Here is a 22,943-nt window from a genome sequence, read left to right on the forward strand (position 1 = left end):
AGCCGCATTTTCTTAAATTCAGGCCAAGGCGTTCTTCGTCCCCGAGAACGGCTTTGCCTGTTGCCTTCTTGGCGCTCGAAAGCACCGACTTTCGTTGCAATCCCTATGCCGGAACCGCAAGCAAAATTGAGACAGTCTTCCTGTCCTAACCATCACCTTGCCAAATTTTTGTCTATCACACAAGCGCGCGCAAGTCCCGATTCCCCATATGTCAATCAATCGCTTTCCAAAAGTTGCGCGGCCCCGGTTTTGAAGCAAACGCGCCCTGATCCGGCCCTGCCGACGCCGGAATCCCCAATGAAGCTTCGGATCAACCCTTTGGAAGACCCGCCACGCCGCAAGAAGCAAAAGAGCGCGATCCATCCGGGGGCCTGACAGGAGCGTCTCGACCATGAAGTTTTTCACAGGATGTGTGGCCGCCGCCACGCTGGCGCTGGCCGCGACCGCGGCTCAAGCGCAGGTTCCAGCGCGAGGGGCGATGATCGCGGTCTCGGATTTCGACGCCCCCTATGCGCCGTCGGAGGCCGCGCCGCCGCCGCGCTACGGCTATGGCTACGAAGAACGCGGGCCGGCCCCGGTGCTGCTGCCATCGACCGAGGTCTACGCGGTGCTGCGCGAGAACGGCTTCTCTCCACTGGGCATCCCGCGCCTGCGCGGCGGCGTCTACACCATCGCGGTGATTGACCGCCGGGGGGAGGACGGCCGGCTCGTGATCGATGCCCGCGACGGAAGGATTTTGCGCTTCATGCCGGCTGCCGACGCCTACGGCATGGCACCCGGCTACGAGCAGCCTGCGGTTGCACCTTACCGCCCGCAAAGCGCGCTGCCGCCGCCGACCATGGTCCGCAGTGGTCCGCCCCGCCCTCCGGCCCCGATCCCGCATGTCGCCAGCCGTTCCGTGCCGCTGCCCAAGGCGGCTCCGCCGCGCGAGGCCCCGGGCGTCCCCGCCAAGCCGGCCGAGCCTGCGACGCCGCAGGCCCAGGTGCCGCAGGCACAACCTGTGACGCAGACCGCGGCCGCCGTGCCGTCCAAGCCCGCTGAGGTCGCACCGCAAGCCGCCGCGCCAACCGTAGGTCAGGTCAAGCCTGCCGCGACTATCCTGCCTACGCAGGAGATGCCGGCGGCACAGGGGCTGGACTAAGCGCGGGCGTTTGAGGCGATGGCCCGCATCACCCCAACGGTGTCGTCCTGGCGAAGGCCAGGACCCATACCGCGAGGTGCATCATATGAGTGACGCGGGAGTACCGAACTCCGAATCTTCGCCAAACTCCTCCCTGTGGTGATGGGTCCTGGCCTTCGCCAGGACGAGGTTGGGGAGAGAGTTAGCGCAAACAGAAGGCGTCTCAGCACTCAGGCGCCTTCTGAACCATGACGAGCGCGGCTCAGCTCCGGCCATACCCCGCCGCTTCCAGGATCAAATTCGCCACCTCCTTCGGATGCGACATCAGCGACAGATGGCCGGCGTCGAGCTCGATCGTGGTTGCGTTCATGCGCTTGGCGAGGAAGCGTTCGAGATCGGGATTGATGGTGTAGTCGTTCTTCGACACCGCGTACCAGCTCGGCTTGGAATGCCATGCCGCCTCCGTGGTGCGACCGGCGAAGATCGAGGCGGCCGTCGGCCATTGCACGGCGTAGAGCTCCTTGGCCTGCTCCGGCTTAACGCCATTGGCGAAGTACTTCAGGAAGGCGTCTTCTGACAGCTTGGTGTAGCCGTCGCGCTCGACGACGCCGGCGCGTGCCGGTCCCGCCGGAAACTGCTTCGACAGCGCGACAAAATCCTCGTTGGCATCGGGCGCACGGGCGGCGACATAGACGAGGCCGGTGACCTTCGGGTCGGTGCCGACCTGGCTGATCACGGTGCCGCCCCAGGAATGCGCGACCAGCACGGTCGGACCATCCTGTTCGGCCAGCACGCGCTTGGTCGCCTCGACGGAATCCGCAAGCGACGACAACGGATTTTGCACGGCAGTTACGTTGAGCCCTGCGGCCTGGAGGATCGGGATCACTTCCGACCAGCTTGAGCCGTCGGCCCAGGCGCCGTGCACCAGCACAACGTTCTTGGCCTTTACGGTCTGCGGCGTCTGCGCGTGAGCGAGGCTGAGAGGGGCCGCCAGCAGGCTCGCGGCGACGAAAAGGCTGCGCCAGAAAGTCATGATTGTTCTCCGTCTTGTTTTTGGGTTCGATATCCAAAAGACGATGCGCGGGGCGGCGGTGTTACGCCATTTCACCGCTCTGTGATGCGGCGCAACAGTCCAGCACGGCCGTTCAGCAATCGGTGACGTCCCGGCGACGACCGAGACCATCCTCTCTGGTAAGGTATGGCAGATCCGTCGTTCGGTATTTCTTCCGTGCACGATTGATCGATCTCGCGGCAGGATTCCCCGGCTCTCGCCGGGACGAGGAGAGCCCAACAAAAAAACGCCCCGGGGCACCGGGGCGTTTTCGCAACCTGGAAGCGGCCGACGTGATTTACGCGGCTACCGAGTTCTCGATCACCTGTGCGCCTTGCGCACCGGTGTTGATCGCGATGTGGCGGGGCTTCTTCGCTTCGGGAATCTCACGGACGAGGTCGACGTGAAGCAGCCCGTTCTCGAGCGAGGCGTTCTTCACCTGCACGAAGTCGGCAAGCTGGAAGGCGCGCTCGAAGGCACGCGCGGCGATGCCACGGTACAGCACTTCGGCCTTCGAGTTCTCGTTGGCGACTTTCTCGCCCTTAATCGTCAACGTGTTTTCCTTCGCGACGATGGAGAGCTCATCCTTGGCAAAGCCCGAAACCGCAACGGTGATGCGGTAGTCGTTCTCACCGGTACGCTCGATATTGTAGGGGGGATAACCGGGGCTGCCGTCCGAACCGGCCTGGTCGAGCAGGTTGAAGAGACGGTCGAAGCCGACGGTGGAACGGTAGAAGGGGGTCAGGTCGTAGGTACGCATGGTCAAGTCCTCCATTGAGCGACTGTTGAGTAACCCGCCCGCCAATCGGGCCGGGCTTTCGTCTGTGTGCAGCCTGATGTTCCGGTTCCGAAACACTGGTAGCGGCCTGCACCAAGGTGATATGGGTTCAGGGGAACGGCGTTCAAGAGGGCGGATACTCAGCCTTTTCGGCGCTCCCGCCCCTGATTTGCAGCTCTTCGTGCCCAAGCCCTCCCCATCATGACGCTGGTCTCGATACCGTCCAATCCCGTTCCCGAAGACGTCGTCAGCGGCACCATCAAGACCCCTGATGGCGTCGAGCTGCGCTTTGCGCGCTGGGCACCGCCGGCGAACCGCAAGGGCACGGTCTGCGTCTTCACCGGACGCAGCGAGCAGATCGAGAAGTATTTCGAGACCGTGCGCGACCTGCGCGACCGCGGTTTTGCGGTGGCGATGATCGACTGGCGCGGGCAGGGCCACTCCTCGCGCCGCCTGCGCGATCCGCGCAAGGGCTATGTCCGCGACTTCGCTGATTTCGAGATCGACGTCGAGACCTTCGTGCAGCAGGTGGTGCTGCCGGATTGCCCGCCGCCCTTCTTCGCGCTCGCCCACTCCATGGGCGGCACCGTGATGCTGCGGGTGGCGCATGCGGGCAAGCGCTGGTTCGACCGCATGGTGCTGTCTGCGCCGATGATCGACCTCCCCGGCCGCGCCACCTCGTTTCCGGCGCGGGCTCTGCTGAAGACGATGCGCGTGCTGGGGATGGGCGGCCGTTATGTCCCCGGCGGCAGCGACCAGATCACCGGGCTCAATCCCTTCATCAACAATCCGCTGACCAGCGACCCCGTGCGCTATGCGCGCAATGCCGCAATCCTGGAGGAGGATCCGACCCTCGGGCTCGCGTCACCGACGGTCGCCTGGGCCGATACCGCCTTCCGCGCGATGAACACCTTCAAGGGCAAAAACTACCCGTCCGAGATCCGTCAGCCGATCCTGATGCTGGCGGCCTCCAGCGACACCGTGGTCTCGATCGCGGCGATCGAGGAGTTCGCCTATCATTTGCGCGCAGGCTCCCATCTCGTGATCGCCGGTGCCAAGCACGAGATTCTCCAGGAGCAGGACCGCTACCGTTCCCAATTCTGGGCAGCCTTCGACGCCTTCGTGCCAGGCACGCCGCTGTTCAAGTGAGGGGAGGCGATGCTGCCCTGCGACCACACGCCGGCATGCCGGGACAAGCCCGGCCATGACGAGGAAGTAGCATCACCCACTACAGCGTCTTCAGATACTCGATCAGATCGTAGCGCTCGTTGTCGTCCTTGAACACGCGGCCGATGACACCGGGACGTTTTTCCTCGCCCGGCTTGCGCTCGAAGGAATGGCCGAGCACGCTGTTGCCCTGGATCGGATCCTTGTCCGACCCGGCCGAGAACTCGGTTTCACCCGTCTTGCACTTCTCGTTGGCGGTGACCGCAAAGCCGACGGTCACGGGATCATAGTCGCGGCGGCCCATGCAGAATTTTTGCGGGCGCTCGCTTGCAGGCTTCAGCAACCAGTAGAGAGAGGGCACCGAACCGTTGTGCAGATAGGGTGCCGTGGCCCAGACGCCGTTCAGCGGCCGTGCCCGATAGCGTGCTCCCCCCACCGGATTGAGGCAGTTCTTGCGCGCGAGATTCCACAATTTCGACCGCTCGGCGTCCGGAGTCTTCTCGTCGTCCATCCATTTGCGGGCGACGAGATCCACCACCGTCATCAACCCGAGCGCATAAACCATCTCGGTCGGCGAGCTTGCGGTCGAGACGTCGCATTGCCACCATTTCTGGAGGTCGGCCGTATTCACCTTCAGGAAGCCGGGCAGATCGACGATCCTGTTGCTGAGCACGAGCGACTGTTCGGGATCCGTCTTGATCTCGTCGAGGGGGATCGTCACCGCGTTCAGCACCTTGCTGTCGCCGCTCGGCTCCCAATGTCCCGACGACCAGAAAGCCGGGGTGTCGATCGCCGGCAGATGGCATCCGGAGCACATCTCGGCGTAGATCTTGCGGCCATTGTCGACCTTCTTTTGATCGAGCCTCCAATTGTCGCCAAGGATCTGCGAGGGCCATTTCGGCGCCAGCAGGCCGCCGAACTTCGGGCCGGTGGAGGGATCTGCCGTCTTGAACGGGTCTGGCCCCCTGAGCATGTCCTCGATCCAGCCGAGCGTGTTGATATGAACCGAGGAGCGCCACAGCCTGTCCTCCGGGTAGGCGTCGGACAGGTTGAGCAGCGCCGTCACGCCGAGGGCTTCGCCGGCGTTGCGGATCAGCGGCTGCTCGATCGAGGCGTCGTACTGGGCGAACTTGAACCAGGGCACGGTCCAGATCGGGGGATAGCTGACCGGCGCGTCCTGGGCGTGCAGGTTCTTCTCGAATCCCTTGATCCCGCTCAGCGCGAGATCCTGCGAAAAAACTTGATTGCCGATGCGATTGAGAGCGTCGAGGCGACCGAACCCTTCCTCGGTGTCCTGCTGCTGCCTGCCGTTCCAGGTCTTCTTGCCTTCAATCGTCTTTTGCTGGGTTTGCGCCCAGTCGATCAGGAAGTTGCCGATCGCGCTGAGCTTCTGCTTGAGCGCGGCGCGGTCAGCCTTGCTGGCATCGGGGCCGAGCACGCGATCGGCGAAGCGCTGGAAGCGGAACGGCACGTAAAGCGTGTAGGCGATCGACAGGCCGGTGGAGACCTCGAGCTTCTTCAGGTCGGTCATGGCCGGGCCGCCGTCGAAACGCACGTCCACGCCCTGGTAGTGGATCTGGCCGGTATGGCAGGCCGCGCAGGTCAGCCCGATCTTGTCCTCTTCGCGACGGCCGGTCGCGGGATCGACGACACCGGTCATCCGTGCGAAGCCGACCGGCAGGCCGTCGACGTTCTCCGCCGGCGTCCACCTGGTCGACCAGTCCGGCACCTGTGTCGTCTCGTAGACATTGGCATAGCCGAAGCGGCGCAGTGACGTCGCGTCAGTCTGGATCGACTGCGGGCTCGGGATGAACCCGAAGCGCTCGAGATAGGTGCCGTCCGTCATCATGCCCGGCGCCGAGAACAGATGCAGGCGCGGCTGCTCCAGGGCCATGAACCATTCATAGGGCACCGGGAAGGTCGCTGTGCCCTGGCTGGCATGGTGAAACCAGTGCCTGTCCTTCAGCGACCAATTCTGTTCGAGCCAAAAGGCCGCCTTCGTCTCCGGGACCGTGGGCAAGGGTGGCGGCAGGAGATTCACGAGAATTCCCTTTTGCGGCAGCATGGCGCGCACCTGGTCGGGAAATTCGGCGACCGCAACGAGCAAGGCGAGACCGAGGGCGAGCAGCAGGGCCGCAACCTTGAGGGCGCCCCGCACCACACGCTGGCAGGTGGACAGCACCGGCTGCGATACCAGCCGCTGGTTGATGCGAGCAGGGAATTGCCGCTCGTTGAACAGAGTGCGCACGTCGGCCACGCTGAGATAGCGGTCCTCACCCGCGCCCTTGCCCATGATCTTCAGGAGGATCGGCCACTCGAACTTCATCAGCAGGGGGTAGTACCAGCGCGCGGCGCTGCCGGCGCGCTTGAGGTTGTCGCGCATGAAGACGCCGATTTCCGAGGCGTTGAGACCGGGCTCAGAGCCGCCGCCGTTCGGATCCCGGTAGTCCCGGCCGAAGCTCGCAAACCGCGCAAGCTCGTCCTCATCGACCTTGCCGTCGACGCCGAGGACGCGCGAGCCGGCACCGCGCTTGTCGAGAGGGCCGCCACGCAACGCGTCGAGCTGTGCGCCCGAAAATATGCTCTTCAGGATGTGACCGAGCCCGTTGGCGATAAGCGCAACGCCGCGGACCTGGATGCGGGCCGAGACCTTCTTCAGCCCGGTCTCGCCGCTCGCATTCGCGATCGTTTGCGACAGCGTGCCGAGCGGAACGGTTCTGCCGTCAACAAACCCCTCGCCGACGAGGCCGCGGAGGAATGGACAGGGATTGTTCGGGGAGACCTGGATCGAAGGGTCTAAGGAGGGCTTCGGAGCGGAGTCATGCATGGCCCAAATCCTGAAAACGGCGAATCGTGAAATACAGACGCGGCGATAGAGCGCGGAAAGTCCTGACAAACCGACAACACGTTATACTACTTCAGCGTGTAGCCGAGTGTGGCTGAATTCACTGTCGTGTCAATAAAGGCGGAGGGGACATTGCCGCGTGGCCGCGGCTGGCTCTCAGGATTCGGCGACGCGTTTGACGTCGCTCGAAACCAGGGTCAGTTTGCCGAGCGGCACGCCCGCATTCAAGAGTCCGGCGCGGTAATGGGCGAGGTCCTCGGGCCGCTTCCAGTGGAAATTGCGCAAATGGCGGTCGACATTGAGAGTCGGGTAGTTAGCCATGAGCACGCGGGTCGCCTCGACCGCCTCGTCGCCGCGTCCCAATTGCGCCAGCGCCGCGGCGCGGATTGCCAGCGCCTGCAAATGGTTCGGGTTGATGTAGAGCTGTTCTCGAGCCCATGACAGAGTCGCGTCATATTGGCCCAGCAGATAATGGCTGAAGGCGTTCAGTGCGGCCCATTGGTAGCGCGGATCGCTGTTGTCGCGCTGTGCGGCCATCGAGAACAGCTCGATCGCCTCGCGGTGCTCGCCGATGACGAAATGGCAGATGCCGAGCACGCCGCGCGCGCCGTTGTCGTAGGGGTTGAGCGCGACGGCGCGCTTGGCGGCGTCCATCGCGGCCTCGTAATGCCCCTCCAGCGCGTGGGTCCAGGACAGGATCGAGAACGCAAATGACGAGCGCGGATCGAGCCGAACGCTGGTTTCGGCAAGCTTCATCGCCTCGGCCCACATCTCGCGCGTGCCCTTGACCCAGCCGAACTGGATGCTCTGGATCTGAATCGTGGCGAGATAGGCGTGCGCAATCGACAGCTTGGGCTCGAGCCTGATGGCCTCCCGGAACAGGTCGACGGCGATGGCCAGGTCTTCCTTGGTTTGCCGATAATAGTGCGACAGTCCTTTGAGGAAGCGGTCCCAGGCGGTGACGTCGGTCGAGAGCCGCGCCGGCGCCGAGGCTTCGGCCCGGACGATCTCGGTGGCGATGGCGGCGGACAGGTTGGTGGTGATCTCGTCCTGCATCGCGAAGAGATCGCCGATGTCGCGGTCGTAGCGGCCAGTCCAGAGCTGCTCGCCGGTCTCCGGCGCGATCAGCTCTGCGGTCACGCGGATCTTGGCTCCGGCACGCCGCACCGAACCCTGGATCAGATAGGTGGCGTCGATCTCCCGCGCGATCAGGCGGGTGCTGGCGTTGTTGCCCTTGAACACGAACGTCGAGTTGCGGCTCAGCACGCGATAGAAGGATTGCAGCGACAGCGCGTGGATCAGATCCTCGGTCAGGCCGTCGGAGAAATACTCGTCCTGTGCGTCGCTGAGATTGGCGAAAGGGAGCACGCCGACGATCGCGGTGCGATACTGCTGCGAGAGGGCGGATGCCTCCCTCAGCGCGGGCGCAAGCGCCGGTGCACCTTCAGGCGTCCAGGTCCAGACCCCGATCGGATCCTTGATGTTCTTGAAGCGGTGGTTGCCGGCATCGACCAGCGGCACGGTGAGATGCTTGCTGGCCTCCTTGTAGGCCTTGGCCGAGATGGCGAAGCCGCCGGGGCTCGCCACGGCTTCGAGGCGGACGGCAATGTTGACATCGTCACCGAAGACCTCGTCCTCGTCGGCGATGACGTCACCCATATGGATCCCGAGGCGGAACTGCATGGCGCGATCGGCGGGCAGATGGTGATTGCGCTCCGCCATCAGGGTCTGCATCGCGATCGCGGCCTCGGTGGCGCCGACGATCGAGGGGAATTCCAGCAGGAAGCCGTCGCCGGTGTTTTTGACGACGCGGCCGCCGTGATTGAGGATGATGGGATGGATCGCGCTGCGATGGGCCTTGAAGGCGGCATGGGTGCCGGCCTCATCGGTGCCCATCATGCGCGAATAGCCGGCGACATCGGCGCAGACAATGGCAGCCAGACGTCTTTCCATATTCCGGAGCTCCAAGAGACTTGCAAGAGACTTGGAAGAGATCGAGGACCGGCCACGGCGTGGCAGTCGCCTCGAATCCCGCATTCAAAGAACCCGTTCCTTATAGAGCAGATGAGGCCGAGCGAAAGTATGATCCGCATTGCAAATTCGAGGTAAATCCTCGGCAATCCGGCAGTGGACGGGGACGAGCGAACGCACTAAGCCGACCTCTTGGGCTACGGTTGGGCGGCGGAGGCACGTCACACATGCTGGGCATTCACGAAATCTGGCTCTTCGTCCTGTCGGGCGTGCTGCTCAACATCACGCCGGGGCCTGATACGGTCTATGTGATCGGCCGCAGCATGCAGCTGGGCTGGCGAGGTGGCGCCGCGGCCGCGCTGGGCATCAGTTGCGGCTGCTTTTTCCATGTCGCGGGCGCGGCAATCGGCCTTTCGGCCCTGCTGATGGCCTCATCGACCGCGTTCTCGATCCTGAAGCTGGTCGGAGCGGCCTATCTCGTCGTGACCGGGCTTCAGATGCTGTGGTCGCGCCCGGTGCTGGCCTCGGCCATCGACGAGCCTGTGCAGAGCTCGCTGCGGCGGGTTTTCCTCCAGGGCGTCTTCACCAACGCGCTCAATCCCAAGGTCGCGCTGTTCTTCCTTGCCTTCCTGCCGCAATTCGTCGCAGCGGACTCGGCGCACAAGCCGCTCGCCTTCCTGATGCTGGGCCTGATCTTCATCTGCACGGGAACGCTGTGGTGCCTGGTGCTGGCGGCGTTCGCGGCAAGGGCCGCCCACCGCTTGCGGAGCTCCGAAGGCGCGGTCGCCTGGGTCAACCGTACCCTCGGCGGCCTCTTCATCTATCTCGGCATCCGCGTCGCCATGCTGGAGACGCGGTAACGTCCTTTACGCGAATTCCTTCAGCAGCGCGCTGCCGGCGAGATAGAGGCCGAGCAGGATCATCGCGATCAGGAACCAGCGGCGAAACGCTTCCGCCGGCATCCGCGCCCGCACCGTTTGGCCGATATACATGCCGGCAAACGCGCAGGCCATGCCCACGGCGCCCGGCACCGCGTTGGCCGGCGTCAGCAATCCCCCCGCGGTGAGATTGAAGGCGAGCGCCAGTGTCGCTGTCGTGAAAAACACGCCGAGCGCCTGCACCAGCTCGTCCTTCTCCATGCCGATCGCCTGCATGAACGGCATCGAGGGGATCACCTGCACGCCGGTCGAGGCCGAGATCACGCCGGTGACCACGCCGACCACGCCGCCGACCCATTTCTCGTTCTTTGGCGCAACATGAAACTGGAATTTGTTCAGCCCGATGATCGCGTAGATGACCAGGAGCACGCCGAGCACGATCGTGCCGTAGCGCGCATGCGGGCCGGTGAGCGCGCCGGCATTGAGCCAGCACCCGATCACGGTGCCGATCATCAGCGGCCACAGCCGCCTCAGGATATCGCGCAAATGGGGGCCGACGAAGGTCTGCCAGATGTTGGTGACGATGGCGGGGACGATCACGATGGCGATCGCGCGGCTCGGCGCCATGCTCACCGCGAGCAGGCCCATGGAGACAGTCGGCAGGCCGAGCCCGACCACGCCCTTGACGAATCCGGCGATCAGGAAAACGGCGGCGATGAGAATGAGGAGCGGGTCGATCATATCTGCACATTGACCGATGCAGCGCGCCGGCACAATCTGTAGCTTACGGAGAAAGCCTTCGTTTGGAACGAAGGCTGAAGGGACCCCCGATGCGCTTCGACCTCGTCGACCTCCAGCTGTTCATCGCGGTCGCCGACCAGCGCAGCATCACCCGCGGCGCGGAGCGGTCGCATCTGGCGCTGGCCTCAGCCAGCGCGCGCATCAAGGGGCTGGAGGATGCGCTCGGCGTCGCGCTGCTCAAGCGCGGGCGCCGCGGCGTTGAGTTGACCTCGGCCGGCGAGAGCCTGCTCGATCACGCCCGTCTCGTCATTCACCAGATCGACGCCATGCGCGGCGATCTCGCCGGCTTTGCCAGCGGCGTGCGCGCCAGCGTGCACTTCCTCGCCAATACCTCGGGGCTTTCGGAGCATCTGCCGAAGGCGCTCGCCGGCTTCCTGCGCGAGCATCGCGACGTTGCCATCGACATCGAGGAGCGCGAGAGCACCGACATCGCGGCCGCGATCATTGCGGGCGCGGCCGATCTCGGCTTCGCCGCCGAGCACGCGCTGCCCGATCATATCGAGCGATTCGCCTTCAGCGAGGATCGCCTGACGCTGGTGACGTCTAGGCGCGGCCCGTTCGCCGGCCGCCGCGCGATCGATTTCCAGGAGGCGGGCGCTTGCGACTTCGTCGGGCTGACCAGCGCCACCGCGCTTCAGGTGCATATTTCGAAGCACGCCGCCCGGCTCGGCATGCGGCCGCATTACCGCGCACGCTTGCGCGACTTCGATGCGATCTGCCAGATGGTCGCCGCCGATGTCGGCGTCGCGCTGGTGCCCGAAGCCGCGGCCCGCCGCTGCGCAAAACTGATGCCGCTCGCCATGGTCCGCCTGCGCGATAGCTGGGCCAACCGCAAACTCGTGATCTGCGCGCGAAGCTTCAAGACACTACCGCGCCCGGCGAAGATGCTGGTGGAGCATTTGCGGTCTGCGGCGGTGTGAGTTCTGGGATTTCCCCTCCCTTTAGAAGAGGTTAAGACGCAGCTACTTCGCCGTCTCCACGCCAGCGTCCTTGATCACCTTCGCCCATTTCTTCGTCTCGTCCGCGATGAATGTGCGAAAATGCTCCGGCTCATCGCCGACCAGCGTCGCGCCCTGGGCAGCGAGCTTTTCCTTCACCGCCGGATCCGCCATCGCCTTCGTGGCCAGATCATGTAGCGCGGTGACGATCTCCTTCGGCGTGCCCTTCGGCGCGACCATGCCGTACCAGTTCTCGATGCGCAGATCCGCAAAGCCCGCTTCCGCGGTGGTCGGCACGTCAGGCGCCGTCGGCGAACGCTCGGCGGAGCCGACCGCGATCGGTCGCAGGGCGCCCGCCTTGACCTGCGGCAGCAGCACGGGGAGGTCCAGGAACGTCATCTGCACCTGCTGGCCCAGCAGATCGTTCACGGCGGGCGCCGCGCCGCGATAGGGCACGTGCACGATGTCGATCTTGGCCGTCAGCTTGAACAATTCACCGGCGAGATGCGGCAGGCTGCCGGGTCCGGAGGAGGCGAAGTTGAGTTTTCCCGGCTGCGCCTTGGCGAGCGCGATCAATTCCGCGATGTCCTTTGCGGGGACGTTGGTGGCGACCACCAACATTTCCGGCACGGTTGCGACCAACGTCACGGGCGTGAGGTCGTTGAGCGTATCGTAGGCGACCCTTTCCATGCTCGGGCTGATCGCCAGCGCGCCGGCGCTGGAGATCGCGATGGTGTAGCCGTCAGGTGCAGCCTTGGAGACGGCATCGGTGCCGAGCACGCCACCCTGGCCGCCGCGATTGTCGATCAGCACCGGCTGCCCTGACAGTTCCGACATGCGCTGGCCGATCACCCGCGCGATGATATCGTTGGGGCCGCCGGCCGGAAACGGCACGATCAGCTTGATCGGCTTGGCCGGGAAATTCTGGGCGGAGGCGAGCGTCGGAAAAAGAAGCAAGGCCGCGAGAAGGAGCGTACGCCGGTTGGTCATGCAGGCTCCTAGATCGCCTAGCCGTTGAGCAGTTTCAGTGCTTCTTCGTGAACCCTGGCGTCGCCGGCCGCGACGATGCGGCCGCCGCCCTGGGCCGGCTTGCCTTCCCAGGTGGTGACGACGCCGCCGGCACCGGTCACGATCGGGATCAGGGCTGCGATGTCGTAAGGCTTCAGCTCGGTCTCGACCACGAGATCGACGTGACCTGCCGCCAGCATGCAATAGGAGTAGCAGTCGCCGCCATAGCGCGACAGCCGCGCGCCCGTTTCGATGCGGCCGAAGATGGCGCGGTCGCGCTCGCTCATCAGCAGCGGGCTGGTGGTGTAGGTCGTCGCCTCCGACAGCAAGGCGCAGCGCCGGACCTGGAGCCGGCGCTCGCCGGACGGGCCTTTATAATGAGCCGAGCCGCTGTCGCCGGAAAAGCGTTCGCCGATGAAGGGCTGGTGCATCATGCCGTAGACCGGCGTGCCCTTGTGCAGGAGCGCGATCAGCGTGCCCCAGATCGGAAAGCCGCCGATGAAGGATTTGGTGCCGTCGATGGGGTCGAGCACCCAGACATAATCCGAATCCTCGCGCTCGTTGCCGAATTCCTCGCCGACGATGCCGTGCTGGGGAAAGTTGGCCTTGATCAGACGCCGCATCACCGCCTCCGCGGCGCGATCGGCCTCGGTCACGGGGTCGAAATCCTTGGTCTTGCTCTTGTCCTCGATCGACAGCGAGGTGCGGAAGAACGGTAGGATGGTTTCGCCGGAGGCGGTGGCGAGCCGTCCGATGAAGGCGGAGAAATCGATCACCGTCACGGCGTATCCTCAAAAAAGCGAAAGTCGGGTGAAGCTCACTCCTGCCTAGCTCAAATCGGAAGAATCGTGCAGCGCTGTCTTGCTTTTGCACCCTGGTATTTTGGATGCCGGATGCGTCCCTCCTTCAAAGAACTTGGCTGGCCAAAAATCGATCATTGAGTTGAAACCTTAGTTCCGGATCTGCCTCGTTCGTATGCAAATGACTATCAACCCATTGAATTTCCTTATCAAAGGAACTGAATCTGGGTTTCTCTAGAAGCAACCGAGCTATGTCCTCATTGCATGGGAAACCGGTCGAAAGCCCTTGCACTTTGTGCGTCGCGGCCGCATATTGTTGCGGTGCGGTAGCGCTTCTCGCGTTACTGCTGCCCTCCTTGGGCGTTTCCTCCCTAGACTTGGGCCGCTTCTTCATTAGAAGCGGCCCTTTTTTCTTTCAGCCTCTGCTTTCTCTCGGCATCGGCTTTCATTTCGATGCTCGCCGCGAAACGCATTCGCGCTGATCGCACCCAACACAATTGTTCGAAGAAAACGTCGCGCCTATTCAGCCGCGGCCTGGAACGGGCCGAGATCGCCGAACGGGACCGTGGTCGCCAGCACGTCTGCGAGCACGCCGAAGTCCGACGCCACTTGTGCAAAGCGCGGACTGCGCTCGCGCCGCCGCTCGTCCATGTAGATTGCGCGGTTGAGCTCGAGCTGCACGGCATGCAGGCCACTGGCCGGGTTACCGTAATGCTCGGTGATGAAGCCGCCGGCGTAGGGCTTGTTGCGGCCGATCGAATAGCCGAGGCCGGCCATGGTCTCCTCGACCCGGTCGGGCAATAGCGGCGTGCAGCTCGTGCCGTAGCGGTCGCCGATGACGATGTCGGGCCGGCGCGGCTCGTCGCGGGAGACGCCGACCGAGGGCATCGAATGGCAGTCGACCAGCACGACGGTGCCGAACATCTGGTGCACCTTGTTGATCAGCCGGCGCAGCGCGCGATGATACGGCTTGTACAGCGTCTCGATCCGCCCCAGCGCGTCGTCGACCAGGATGCGCTCGCGATAGATCTCCTGGCCGTCGCCGACCACGCGCGGAATGGTGCCAAGTCCGCCGGCAACCCGCATCGAGCGGGTGTTGGCAAAGCTCGGCAGGCGCCCGGTGAACATCCGGGGATCGAGCTCATAGGGCTCGCGGTTGACGTCGACATAGGAGCGCGGAAAGTTGACCCGCACGGTCGGAAAGCCGCGCTCGCTGAGATGGCCGATCAGCTCGTCCATGAAGGAATCTTCGGAACGCCGCAGCGTCGGCAGGTCGATCCTGGAGGCGCTGAGGAATTCGTCCGGATAGGTCGAGCCGGAATGGGGCGAGTTGAAGATAACCGGCGCGCGCCATTGCGCGGGCTCAACGATCTCGAAGGCTGGCGACTTGTCGCCGTCAAACCGGGTCATCTTCTCAGGCTTCGTCCCTTGGTGTCAGGCTTCGCCCTTGGCAATCAGGCTCCGCCTCTCGGTATCAGGCTTCGCCCTTGGCGCATTGATTCGGCCGATCGGGCGGCTCTTATGTGTCGTCATTGTCCGGAATCGCAACCATCCTGCCAAGCGAAAAGATGAGATCTGCGCTGGAACATGTCTTAACCCTGCGGGCAGCGAGGTGGGGACCGGCAGGTACGGCTCGATTGCTTCGTGCCGTATTCCGGTTCACAAGAGTCCGGCAGCGCGAGCTGCGGAGGGTAAAGATTTTCACCCCAAATTTACCCTCCGTCGGGCTTAGTGACCTCCGCTGATATCCTCTGGGGATTCGACATTTCCGCCATGCCAAAGATCCTGCTCGCCGAAGACGACAACGACATGCGCCGTTTCCTGGTCAAGGCGCTGGAAAACGCCGGTTTTCAGGTCTCGTCCCACGATAACGGCATGGCCGCCTATCAGCGGCTACGGGAAGAGCCGTTCGAGATGCTGCTCACCGACATCGTGATGCCGGAGATGGACGGCATCGAGCTCGCCCGCCGGGCCTCGGAACTCGACCCCGACATCAAGATCATGTTCATCACGGGCTTCGCCGCGGTCGCCCTGAACTCCGATTCGGATGCCCCCAAGAACGCCAAGGTGCTGTCCAAGCCCGTGCATTTGCGCGAATTGGTCAGCGAAGTGAACAAGATGCTGGCGGCCTAAATCGGCCCCCTTCCGTCCTTGCACCGGCTCCCGTGAGCCGTTATAGGGACCCGACCCGATCTAGAGACATCTAGGGCGCGTAGCTCAGCGGGAGAGCACTACCTTGACATGGTAGGGGTCACAGGTTCGATCCCTGTCGCGCCCACCATCCTTCGCTCGCGATAGCCGAGTGAAGGATGCCACGCCGAAGCCCAACGGGCGCAGGCGGGCTGCCGCCGCGAGGTTCGGCTCGGCAAGCCACCAATCTCATTTCGGCGAAGCGTGTCCGGTGTAGCTCGAAGAGCGTAGACGGACTGGAGCGGCAGCCTCCTTCGCCGACACACCGCCGCTAAATCCCCTATTTCAGTTCCGTGTTTGCGACCGGAAGGATGGAGGCGACGTGCCAGCCGTCCGCATCCTGAACGTAGGTCTGGCTGATCAGAAACGTATTTTGTTGTGGCGGCTTGCCCGGAAGGCCGCGCGTAAAGACGATCGGCACGAGGATCTGCATGATCTCGTTCGAGATCACGGCGACGCGGAATTTCGACATGTCGGGTTCGAGGTGCCAGGTGCCCTCGTAATAGGTCTTGAACCGCGCGGCGACCTCATCGCGACCGCGCGTCTCGATGTTTCTGGCAAACAACAGCGTTCCGGCTGAATTCAGGAGCATGGCCTTCATGGCGTCCGCATCATGCGCATTCTGCGCCGCGATGAATTTCTCGAAGATGGTTCGTGCTTCGGCATCATTTGCGGCAGCCTGCGCGCCTCCGGCCGGCCAGAACGTTGCGGCGAGAAACAGCGCTGCGGCAAACGCCGCAACTTGAGGGCGCCGTGAAAACACTCGTGGCGTGAAATTGCCTGAAGGCATTTTAGGTCGGATCATGGTCACCTCTGGTCATTTGCCGGCGGAATTTGAATGGTGAGCGTCATACCATTGTGGCCAGGTCGATGTTTTCAGGATTGCACGATCGGCGATGACCCCGATATCACGGAAACGTAGGCTTCCGGATGCCACGGGACCAGGCAAGCAAACCCTCGCCGCGAGCAGCGAGTTGAGTTATCGTCTTGTGGTGTGAAGTAACCCGGATGAAGGTTGCCCATGAGCGTGTCCGTCATCGAGCAGGCAAAGATCCAGGCGCAGGTGCTGGTGCCCCTGGTTAAGGCGTTGCAGGCCGAACTCGGCGAGGCGCGCGCCAATGCATTGGTGCGCAAGGCGCTTGGCGACCTCTATCGCGGCTTCGGCGAGGAATTCTGGAAGGCAAAGAACAGCACGAACAACGAAGCCGATCTCGGCAAGGCCGTCGCGTCGGCGTTCAAGACCTATGCCCGAGACGACGCGCTCGCCTATGACATCATCGAGCAGACCCAGGACGCCTTTGCGTTCGACGTGACGCGATGCGCCTATGCCGAGTTCTACAAGGCGCTGGGCGAGCCGGAGCTCGGTTTCCTGCTGGTCTGCACCGCCGACTTCGCGACCGCTGATGGATTTGGCGCCGACGTCAGGCTCACGCGCACGCAAACCATCATGCAAGGCGCGTCCCATTGCGATTTCCGCTACTGGCGCGACGAGCGCGGATCAAAATGAAGGGAATGCGGGTGATGCGGGCGAGCTATGTTGCCCTGATGGTGCTGGCGCTGATGTCGTCGCGCGCCGCTGCTGCGGTCATCGACTGGCAGGCCGAACTGCAGCGCTGCCGCGCATTGCGCGAAAGCGTGGCGCCGCTGCTTCAGGCCGGCGAGGGCATCTCGGCCGTCGGCCGCTCCAACAGATCCATCCGCCGCTGCATCTGGATCCAGCGCATCGCGGTGCGCAGGAAGATTCCCGGCGCGGAGGTTTGGTAGCGTAGCTGGTCATGCAGCGCTGCTGTCTCACACTCCGTCATCGCGAGCGCAACGAAGCAATCCAGACTGTTTCCGCGGAGGGGTTCTGGATTGCTTGGCCGCGCTCGCAATGACGATGTGGAAGCAGCAACGTGTTCAGCTCATCGCCTTCACGATGGAGATTCCGATACCGAGCTCCTCGTGGAACTTACGCACCAGCGCGGCCTGCCAGCTCTCGCCGAACTCGATCTCGCCGCCGATCGCGACGACGCGATGTGCGAATGAAGGCGCCATGTGGTCATGGGGGATCGTTATCGTGCACCACCTCGGTGCAATGCGCAGCTTGATCCGCGACTCCCCGCCTGCCATTGTCCGCCCACCACGCCAGCGAGAAATGAAGGCAGGTTATCGATATGAGCAGCGTGAACAAACCAGGTGGCAACTACTTGCCGGTGATCATCCATGGTGGAATTGCGTATGTCAGTGGTCAGCTGCCGCGTCGCGGCGAAGCCCTGCTGTGCTCCGGTAAAGTCGGCGCAGGTGTCGATGTCGCCGCCGCACAGGGGGCGGCGGCCCTCTGCGCAGATCTCTGCATTTCGGCCATCAATCACGCAACAGGTGGAGAGGACAAGATCGTCCAGGTCTTGCAGCTCGTTGGATACATCGCCTCGGCCCCTGGATTCACTCAGCAATCGCAAGTCATGAACGGCGCTTCCGACCGGTTGATCGAGCGCCTAGGCGATCGCGGTCGTCACACGCGTACATCTGTCGGCGTCGCCGAGTTGCCGCGGGGTGCACCGGTCGAGCTGAGTATGATTGCCGCTGTTCAGTCGTAGGAAGGCATGCCGTTCGCTGATCGTCAGCTTCGACGTTCGCACTTCGATACGTCGCGACGACACGCGGTCTATTCGACCAGATACTTCTTCACCGCAGCCTCGTCCCACGCGATCCCGTTGCCGGGCTCCTCGTTCGGCAGGGCAAAGCCGTCCTTGATGATCAGCCGCGTTGAAAGCACTGCGTCGGCCCAGTCGACATATTCGAGCCAATGCGCGGTCGGCGTCACGCACAAAAGATGCGCGCTGACTTCCGAGAACAGATGCGTCGACATCTCGATCCCGGCGGCATGCGCCAGCGCGGCGGCGCGCAGCCAGCCGGTGACGCCGCCGATGCGCTGCACGTCGGGCATCACGTAGTCGCAGGCTTCGGCTGAGAGCGCGGTCTGCATCGCGAAGGCGCTGTCGAAATTCTCGCCGATCTGGACCGGCGTGCGCAGCGCATCCGCGATGCGGGCGTTACCCTCATAATCGTCGTGACGGATCGGCTCCTCGATCCAGGTCAGGCCCTCATCGTCGAGCATCTCGCCACGGCGGATCGCCTCGGTGGCCGTCAGCGCCTGGTTATAGTCGCACATCAAGGTCACGTCGTCGCCGACGGCCTTGCGCACCGCGCGCACCACCTTCAGGTCTTCCCGTGCATCGGGACGGCCGACGCGGATCTTTGCGGCCTGAAAGCCCTCGGCCAGCAGCTTGTGGGCTTCCTCCACCGCGGCACCCGCCGGCATGATGCCGAGCCCCTTCGAATTGTAGGCCCTGACCGGTCTTGGCGCGCCGCCGAGCAGCCGCGCTAGCGGCAGGCCGCGTGCGCGCGCCAGTGCGTCCCATGCCGCCATGTCGATGCCGGATTGTGCCAGCCGCTGCAGGCCGGCGAGCCCCAGCAGGGTGAAGCGCTGGGTCAGCTTGCGCTCGATCTCGAACGGTAGCAGCTCGTCGCCCGCAAGCAGCTCCGACATTTCCGCGACCATCGCCGTCAGCGGCTTCAAGGCCGATGGCGTGATCGAGAACAGATAGGCGTGCCCCTGGACGCCCTGGTCGGTCTCGCAGTCGATCAGCACCAGCGGTGCCTTTGCGACAGCCCCGGTCGAGGTCTGGAGCGGGAGGTTCATCGGCACGATGACGGAGCGCGCATTGAAGCGCTTGATGCGGATGGTCTCGGCCATTTGGTGGATCTCCTGGCGGAGTGAATGCAGATAAATGCCGATCTTAAACATTCGCCATGAAACGAAAAGCCGCTTGGCGCGACCACCATAAAATGGGGTTGCGCGGGAGCGCGTTTATTGGCTCTGTTCCGCAAATCGCCCCGAGTTCGAGACAGGAACGCAATCACGGAGCCAAAGAGTGAAGCAAGAGATCTCCGAAGAACAGCGCAAGAGCGGCATCCTGACCGGTGCCGCGATCGCCTTCCTGCTGCTCGCCTTGCCGCTCGCGGTGTGGCTGGACCTGACCGAACTCAGCAAGACCGCGCTGCGCCGGCAGGCGATCGACCTGAATTCGGTGATCACGAGCGTGCGCAGCTACTACGCGACCAACGTGGTCGGGCGCATCATCGCCAATCCGAACGGTACGACCAGGGTGATTCACAACTACGAATCCATCCCCGGCGCGATCCCGATCCCGGCGACATTGTCGCTGGAGCTAGGGCGGGTGATCGGGGCGCAGCAGGAAAACATCACCTACCGTTTCGTCTCGGACTTCCCGTTCCAGAACCGCGCCCCGCACCAGCTCGACAAGTTCGAGAAGGACGCGCTCGAATCGCTTCGCAACGATCCCGAGCAGAAGATCGTCGACACCGAGACCTCGCTGTTCAACGACAAGGTCCGGCTGATTGCTCCGGTGACGATGGGCCCGGCCTGCGTCAGCTGCCACAACAGCCACCCCGAGAGCCCGAAGAAGGACTGGAAGGTTGGTGACGTCAGAGGCATCCAGGAGGTGATCATCGCCCAGCCGATCGCCGCCAACATCTTCTCGTTCAAGTTCCTGCTGGCCTATTTCCTGATCGCCGCCGGCAGCGGCCTGTCGTTTCTCTCGCTGCAGCGCCGCCAGGCGAGCCGTATCAAGGGCATGAACAAGGAGCTCGAATCCGCCAACGACTTCCTGGCTTCGCTGTCGATGAAGATCTCGCGCTACATCCCGCCGCAGGTCTACAAGAGCATCTTCTCCGGCCAGAAGGACGTCACCATCCACACCGAGCGCAAGAAGCTCACCATCTTCTTCTCCGACATCCAGAATTTCACCGCGACGGCGGAGCGGCTCCAGCCGGAGTTGCTGACCCAGCTCCTCAACGAATATTTCACCGAGATGTCGGCGGTCGCCCACGAATTTGGCGGCACCATCGACAAGTTCATCGGCGATGCCATGCTGATCTTCTTCGGCGACCCCGAGACCAAAGGCGACCGCGCCGACGCGCAGGCCTGCCTTCAGATGGCCTGGCGCATGCAGCACCGGCTCACCGAGCTCAATGCGAAATGGCGCGCCTCCGGCATCGAGCTGCCGTTCAAGGCCCGCATGGGCGTCAATTCCGGCTATTGCAATGTCGGCAATTTCGGCAGCAGCGATCGCATGGACTACACCATCATCGGTGCGGAGGCGAACCTCGCCGCGCGCCTGCAATCGATCGCCGAGCCCGGCGGCATCGTGCTGAGCTACGAGACCTTCGCGCTGGTCAGCGACATCGTCCGCGCCCACGCGCTGCCCGCGATCACGATGAAGGGCATCAGCCGCGAAATCATTCCCTATTCGGTCGACGCGCTGAACGACGCGGCCGCCGAAAGGAGCGGGATCATCACCGAGCGAGCGCCGGGGCTGGAGCTCTATCTCGACCCCGCCGTGGTCAAATCCGGCGACGCGGCGCGGGTGCGCTCGCTGCTGGAGAATGCGCTGGCCTCGCTGAACCCGGCGTGAGGAGCACGCGCGTTGCCGTCTCCCATCGAGAGAGTGTGCCGTGTGGCACCCCCTCCCTAGCCCTCCCCCACAAGGAGGGAGGGAAACACATCTTTAACGTGGCGACGTTGTCCAACTTCGCGGAAAGTCGATCATGGTGCGACGCTGCTCCGTTCTCCGCTCGGCTCCCTCCCCCCCCTTGTGGGAGAGGGCGGGGGAGAGGGGTAGCCCAGCAATAGGTGGGCCCGAGTCAACTCACCGCGCCGCGCCTTCCGTGAAGGCGGTGTCGATCACGTCGCCGAAGGGTTGCCAGGAGCGGCCGTCGAACTGGACCAGCCGCATCTGCCGGATCGGCAGGTAGCTGTTCGGCGAGGTGTTCATCCTGATGTTGGGCAGGGCGACCGAAGGCTGATAATTCCTCAGCGAAGCCGCCTGACGCATGATGTTCTCGCGCGAGAGGTCGTCGCCGCATTGCTTCAGCACCTGCGTCAGCGCCTCTGCCGCGGCGTAGCCATAGAGCGCGGCGCTGCTGTTGGTGCTTTCGTCGTGATGGTATTTGTCCATGAAAGTGAACCAGTCCTTCATGGCGGGATCGTCCTTCCATGCGGGATCGCTCGGGTCCTTCAGAAAGGCCGCCGAGATCACGCCGGAGGAATTCTCCAGGCCTGCGGGCGCCATCGCATTGGCGATTGAGGCGGAGGCGTCGTTGACGATGAAGACCGGGCGCCACTTGAGCGACGCCGCCAGCTTGATCACCTTGGACGCCGTCGACGGTACACCGAGAAAGACGAAGATATCGGCGCCGGCGCGCTTGAGGATCGAGACGTGTCCGTCGAGATGCTCATCGGCAATGTCGAAGGCGATGTCGACGAGGACGAGACGGTTCAGATCGCCAAGACCTTCCTCCAGGCCCTTGAGAAGCGCACGCCCGAACTGGTCGTTCTGCCAGAGCACCACGATCTTCTTCCTGGGATAATAGGCCTGGAGATAGTTGGCGTAGATGCGCCCCTCCGACCGGAACGACGGCTGCCAGCCCATGGTCCAGGGAAACGCCTTGGCCTGGCTCAGCTCCTCGTCGCCGGAGGCGACGAACAGTTGTGGGATCTTCTTCGCGTTCAGATACCAGCGCGTGGCGAGATTACCGGGCGTGCCGAACGATCCGAACATCAAATGCACGTCGTCCGTCTCGACCAGATTGCGCGTCAGCTCCAGCGCGGTCGTCGGATCGGAATTGTCATCGCGCGTGATGAAGCGGATCTTGCGGCCGTTGATGCCGCCGCGCGCGTTGACCATGTCGAAATAGGCCGCTTCCGCCTGGCCGATGGCGCCGAATTCGGACAGCGGTCCCGAATACGGCATGACATTGCCGATACGGATTTCGTTGTCGGCGGTGGGTTGATCGGCGCGCTCCTGCGACATCGCCCCGAGCGATGCCAGGGCAACCATCAACACGAACAGCATCCTGCCGGAGACGCGCATGCCCGATACCTTGACGTTGGCCCCTCATCGAGGTCGGCTCAATCCGCACCAAGGCTGCTTGATCTAGGTCAAGCGTTTGTCAAAGCTGTGGCGCGGTGCGCAGCTGGAGGGCCGGACGAAACGGCAGGCGTGCTGACGCGCCGACTGGGGCGCGCCGCTAGGGCAGCCCGCGGACTTTGAACTCCATCTCGACCCGGCGGTCGTGAAATCGGGCGATATAGCCCGGGTGCGCTCGCTGTTCCGCACTCGTCCGATGAAAAATGAATCGATCTGTGAAAGATCATGTTTGGGATAGCGGGCCGTAATTTGGATGGTGGTCTATATTGACCGGTGGCGGCAGAGCTCTCGGTTCCATGATGGTCCATCACCGCCCGCATCGGCGCCCATCGGTGACTGAGAGTATCGCGCTCCCGCCGGATTCAGGCGAGCCTCATGGCCATTCAGCGACCACCTTGTCC

Annotated in this window: 21 protein-coding genes and 1 tRNA gene; 10 read left to right on the forward strand and 12 right to left on the reverse strand. The window is 63.6% G+C overall.

All coding sequences use genetic code 11. The features are described from left to right. The first annotated feature begins 391 nt into the window (after nucleotides 1–391). Nucleotides 392–1,141 carry a hypothetical protein gene (locus IVB19_RS04275; protein ID WP_018453336.1) on the forward strand — a complete coding sequence of 250 codons (750 nt, stop codon included), beginning with the start codon at nucleotides 392–394 and terminating at the stop codon, nucleotides 1,139–1,141. Nucleotides 1,142–1,382: 241 nt separating this feature from the next. Here the strand turns inward: IVB19_RS04275 and IVB19_RS04280 are convergent, their stop codons facing one another. Next, nucleotides 1,383–2,153 (reverse strand): alpha/beta fold hydrolase, encoded by a 771-nt coding sequence (locus tag IVB19_RS04280; RefSeq protein ID WP_247821044.1) that lies wholly within the window; start codon nucleotides 2,151–2,153, stop codon nucleotides 1,383–1,385. Nucleotides 2,154–2,469: 316 nt separating this feature from the next. Further along, nucleotides 2,470–2,931 (reverse strand): Hsp20 family protein, encoded by a 462-nt coding sequence (locus tag IVB19_RS04285; protein WP_026232515.1) that lies wholly within the window; start codon nucleotides 2,929–2,931, stop codon nucleotides 2,470–2,472. Between the two features lie 219 nt (nucleotides 2,932–3,150). Between IVB19_RS04285 and IVB19_RS04290 the strand changes: the two genes are divergently transcribed. After that, entirely contained in the window at nucleotides 3,151–4,098 is a 948-nt protein-coding gene (locus IVB19_RS04290; RefSeq protein ID WP_018453339.1) for an alpha/beta fold hydrolase, read from the forward strand. A 79-nt stretch (nucleotides 4,099–4,177) separates the two neighbouring features. On the opposite strand, the gene IVB19_RS04295 is transcribed toward IVB19_RS04290, so the two are convergent. Further along, nucleotides 4,178–6,943 (reverse strand): di-heme-cytochrome C peroxidase, encoded by a 2,766-nt coding sequence (locus IVB19_RS04295; protein ID WP_085350689.1) that lies wholly within the window; start codon nucleotides 6,941–6,943, stop codon nucleotides 4,178–4,180. A 174-nt stretch (nucleotides 6,944–7,117) separates the two neighbouring features. After that, nucleotides 7,118–8,914 carry an adenylate/guanylate cyclase domain-containing protein gene (locus tag IVB19_RS04300; protein ID WP_162496403.1) on the reverse strand — a complete coding sequence of 599 codons (1,797 nt, stop codon included), beginning with the start codon at nucleotides 8,912–8,914 and terminating at the stop codon, nucleotides 7,118–7,120. A 245-nt stretch (nucleotides 8,915–9,159) separates the two neighbouring features. Here IVB19_RS04300 and IVB19_RS04305 point away from each other — a divergent pair, with 245 nt between their 5' ends. Beyond that, nucleotides 9,160–9,792: a LysE family translocator gene (locus IVB19_RS04305; protein WP_018453342.1), complete on the forward strand. Its 633-nt coding sequence runs from the start codon at nucleotides 9,160–9,162 to the stop codon at nucleotides 9,790–9,792. A 6-nt stretch (nucleotides 9,793–9,798) separates the two neighbouring features. Here IVB19_RS04305 and IVB19_RS04310 read toward each other — a convergent pair whose 3' ends face one another. Further along, nucleotides 9,799–10,551: a sulfite exporter TauE/SafE family protein gene (locus IVB19_RS04310; protein WP_018453343.1), complete on the reverse strand. Its 753-nt coding sequence runs from the start codon at nucleotides 10,549–10,551 to the stop codon at nucleotides 9,799–9,801. Nucleotides 10,552–10,640: 89 nt separating this feature from the next. On the opposite strand from IVB19_RS04310, the gene IVB19_RS04315 reads away from it, so the two are divergent. Beyond that, nucleotides 10,641–11,531, forward strand: coding sequence for a LysR substrate-binding domain-containing protein (locus IVB19_RS04315; RefSeq protein ID WP_247821045.1), 891 nt, complete (start codon nucleotides 10,641–10,643; stop codon nucleotides 11,529–11,531). Between the two features lie 42 nt (nucleotides 11,532–11,573). Here IVB19_RS04315 and IVB19_RS04320 read toward each other — a convergent pair whose 3' ends face one another. From IVB19_RS04320 to IVB19_RS04330, 3 genes are all read right to left on the reverse strand, one after another. Beyond that, on the reverse strand, nucleotides 11,574–12,539 hold the full coding sequence (locus IVB19_RS04320) for a Bug family tripartite tricarboxylate transporter substrate binding protein (RefSeq protein ID WP_018453345.1): 966 nt from the start codon (nucleotides 12,537–12,539) through the stop codon (nucleotides 11,574–11,576). A 17-nt stretch (nucleotides 12,540–12,556) separates the two neighbouring features. After that, nucleotides 12,557–13,339, reverse strand: a complete 783-nt coding sequence (gene hisN / locus IVB19_RS04325; RefSeq protein WP_018453346.1) for a histidinol-phosphatase — start codon at nucleotides 13,337–13,339, stop codon at nucleotides 12,557–12,559. Nucleotides 13,340–13,876: 537 nt separating this feature from the next. Next, nucleotides 13,877–14,767: an N-formylglutamate amidohydrolase gene (locus IVB19_RS04330; RefSeq protein WP_018453348.1), complete on the reverse strand. Its 891-nt coding sequence runs from the start codon at nucleotides 14,765–14,767 to the stop codon at nucleotides 13,877–13,879. Between the two features lie 363 nt (nucleotides 14,768–15,130). On the opposite strand from IVB19_RS04330, the gene cpdR reads away from it, so the two are divergent. Then, entirely contained in the window at nucleotides 15,131–15,490 is a 360-nt protein-coding gene (cpdR, locus tag IVB19_RS04335; RefSeq protein WP_007597092.1) for a cell cycle two-component system response regulator CpdR, read from the forward strand. 73 nt (nucleotides 15,491–15,563) lie between these two features. After that, nucleotides 15,564–15,638, forward strand: a tRNA-Val gene (locus IVB19_RS04340). A gap of 189 nt (nucleotides 15,639–15,827) precedes the next feature. Here IVB19_RS04340 and IVB19_RS04345 read toward each other — a convergent pair. Beyond that, nucleotides 15,828–16,352: a Cif family virulence factor gene (locus IVB19_RS04345; RefSeq protein ID WP_026232516.1), complete on the reverse strand. Its 525-nt coding sequence runs from the start codon at nucleotides 16,350–16,352 to the stop codon at nucleotides 15,828–15,830. 216 nt (nucleotides 16,353–16,568) lie between these two features. Here IVB19_RS04345 and IVB19_RS04350 point away from each other — a divergent pair, with 216 nt between their 5' ends. Both IVB19_RS04350 and IVB19_RS04355 read left to right on the forward strand, forming a co-directional pair. Then, on the forward strand, nucleotides 16,569–17,054 hold the full coding sequence (locus tag IVB19_RS04350) for an L-2-amino-thiazoline-4-carboxylic acid hydrolase (RefSeq protein WP_018453351.1): 486 nt from the start codon (nucleotides 16,569–16,571) through the stop codon (nucleotides 17,052–17,054). Then, a complete protein-coding gene (locus tag IVB19_RS04355; protein WP_018453352.1) occupies nucleotides 17,051–17,311 on the forward strand; it encodes a hypothetical protein in 261 nt (86 codons plus the stop codon). The genes IVB19_RS04350 and IVB19_RS04355 overlap by 4 nt, the downstream gene beginning before the upstream one ends. Nucleotides 17,312–17,446: 135 nt before the next feature. Here the strand turns inward: IVB19_RS04355 and IVB19_RS04360 are convergent, their stop codons facing one another. After that, the gene (locus tag IVB19_RS04360) at nucleotides 17,447–17,584 is read right to left on the reverse strand and encodes an NUDIX hydrolase (RefSeq protein ID WP_018453353.1); all 138 of its coding nucleotides are present in this window, start codon (nucleotides 17,582–17,584) and stop codon (nucleotides 17,447–17,449) included. A 119-nt stretch (nucleotides 17,585–17,703) separates the two neighbouring features. Between IVB19_RS04360 and IVB19_RS04365 the strand changes: the two genes are divergently transcribed. Beyond that, nucleotides 17,704–18,126, forward strand: a complete 423-nt coding sequence (locus IVB19_RS04365) for a RidA family protein (protein WP_018453354.1) — start codon at nucleotides 17,704–17,706, stop codon at nucleotides 18,124–18,126. 68 nt (nucleotides 18,127–18,194) lie between these two features. Here IVB19_RS04365 and IVB19_RS04370 read toward each other — a convergent pair whose 3' ends face one another. Further along, a complete protein-coding gene (locus IVB19_RS04370) occupies nucleotides 18,195–19,286 on the reverse strand; it encodes an enolase C-terminal domain-like protein (RefSeq protein ID WP_026232518.1) in 1,092 nt (363 codons plus the stop codon). Between the two features lie 178 nt (nucleotides 19,287–19,464). On the opposite strand from IVB19_RS04370, the gene IVB19_RS04375 reads away from it, so the two are divergent. Then, on the forward strand, nucleotides 19,465–21,027 hold the full coding sequence (locus IVB19_RS04375; RefSeq protein ID WP_018453356.1) for an adenylate/guanylate cyclase domain-containing protein: 1,563 nt from the start codon (nucleotides 19,465–19,467) through the stop codon (nucleotides 21,025–21,027). Nucleotides 21,028–21,261: 234 nt separating this feature from the next. Here the strand turns inward: IVB19_RS04375 and IVB19_RS04380 are convergent, their stop codons facing one another. Continuing rightward, nucleotides 21,262–22,485, reverse strand: a complete 1,224-nt coding sequence (locus IVB19_RS04380; protein WP_018453357.1) for an ABC transporter substrate-binding protein — start codon at nucleotides 22,483–22,485, stop codon at nucleotides 21,262–21,264. Nucleotides 22,486–22,943 lie beyond the last annotated feature (458 nt).

Source organism: Bradyrhizobium sp. 187 (assembly GCF_023101005.1).
Taxonomy (GTDB): domain Bacteria; phylum Pseudomonadota; class Alphaproteobacteria; order Rhizobiales; family Xanthobacteraceae; genus Bradyrhizobium; species Bradyrhizobium canariense_D.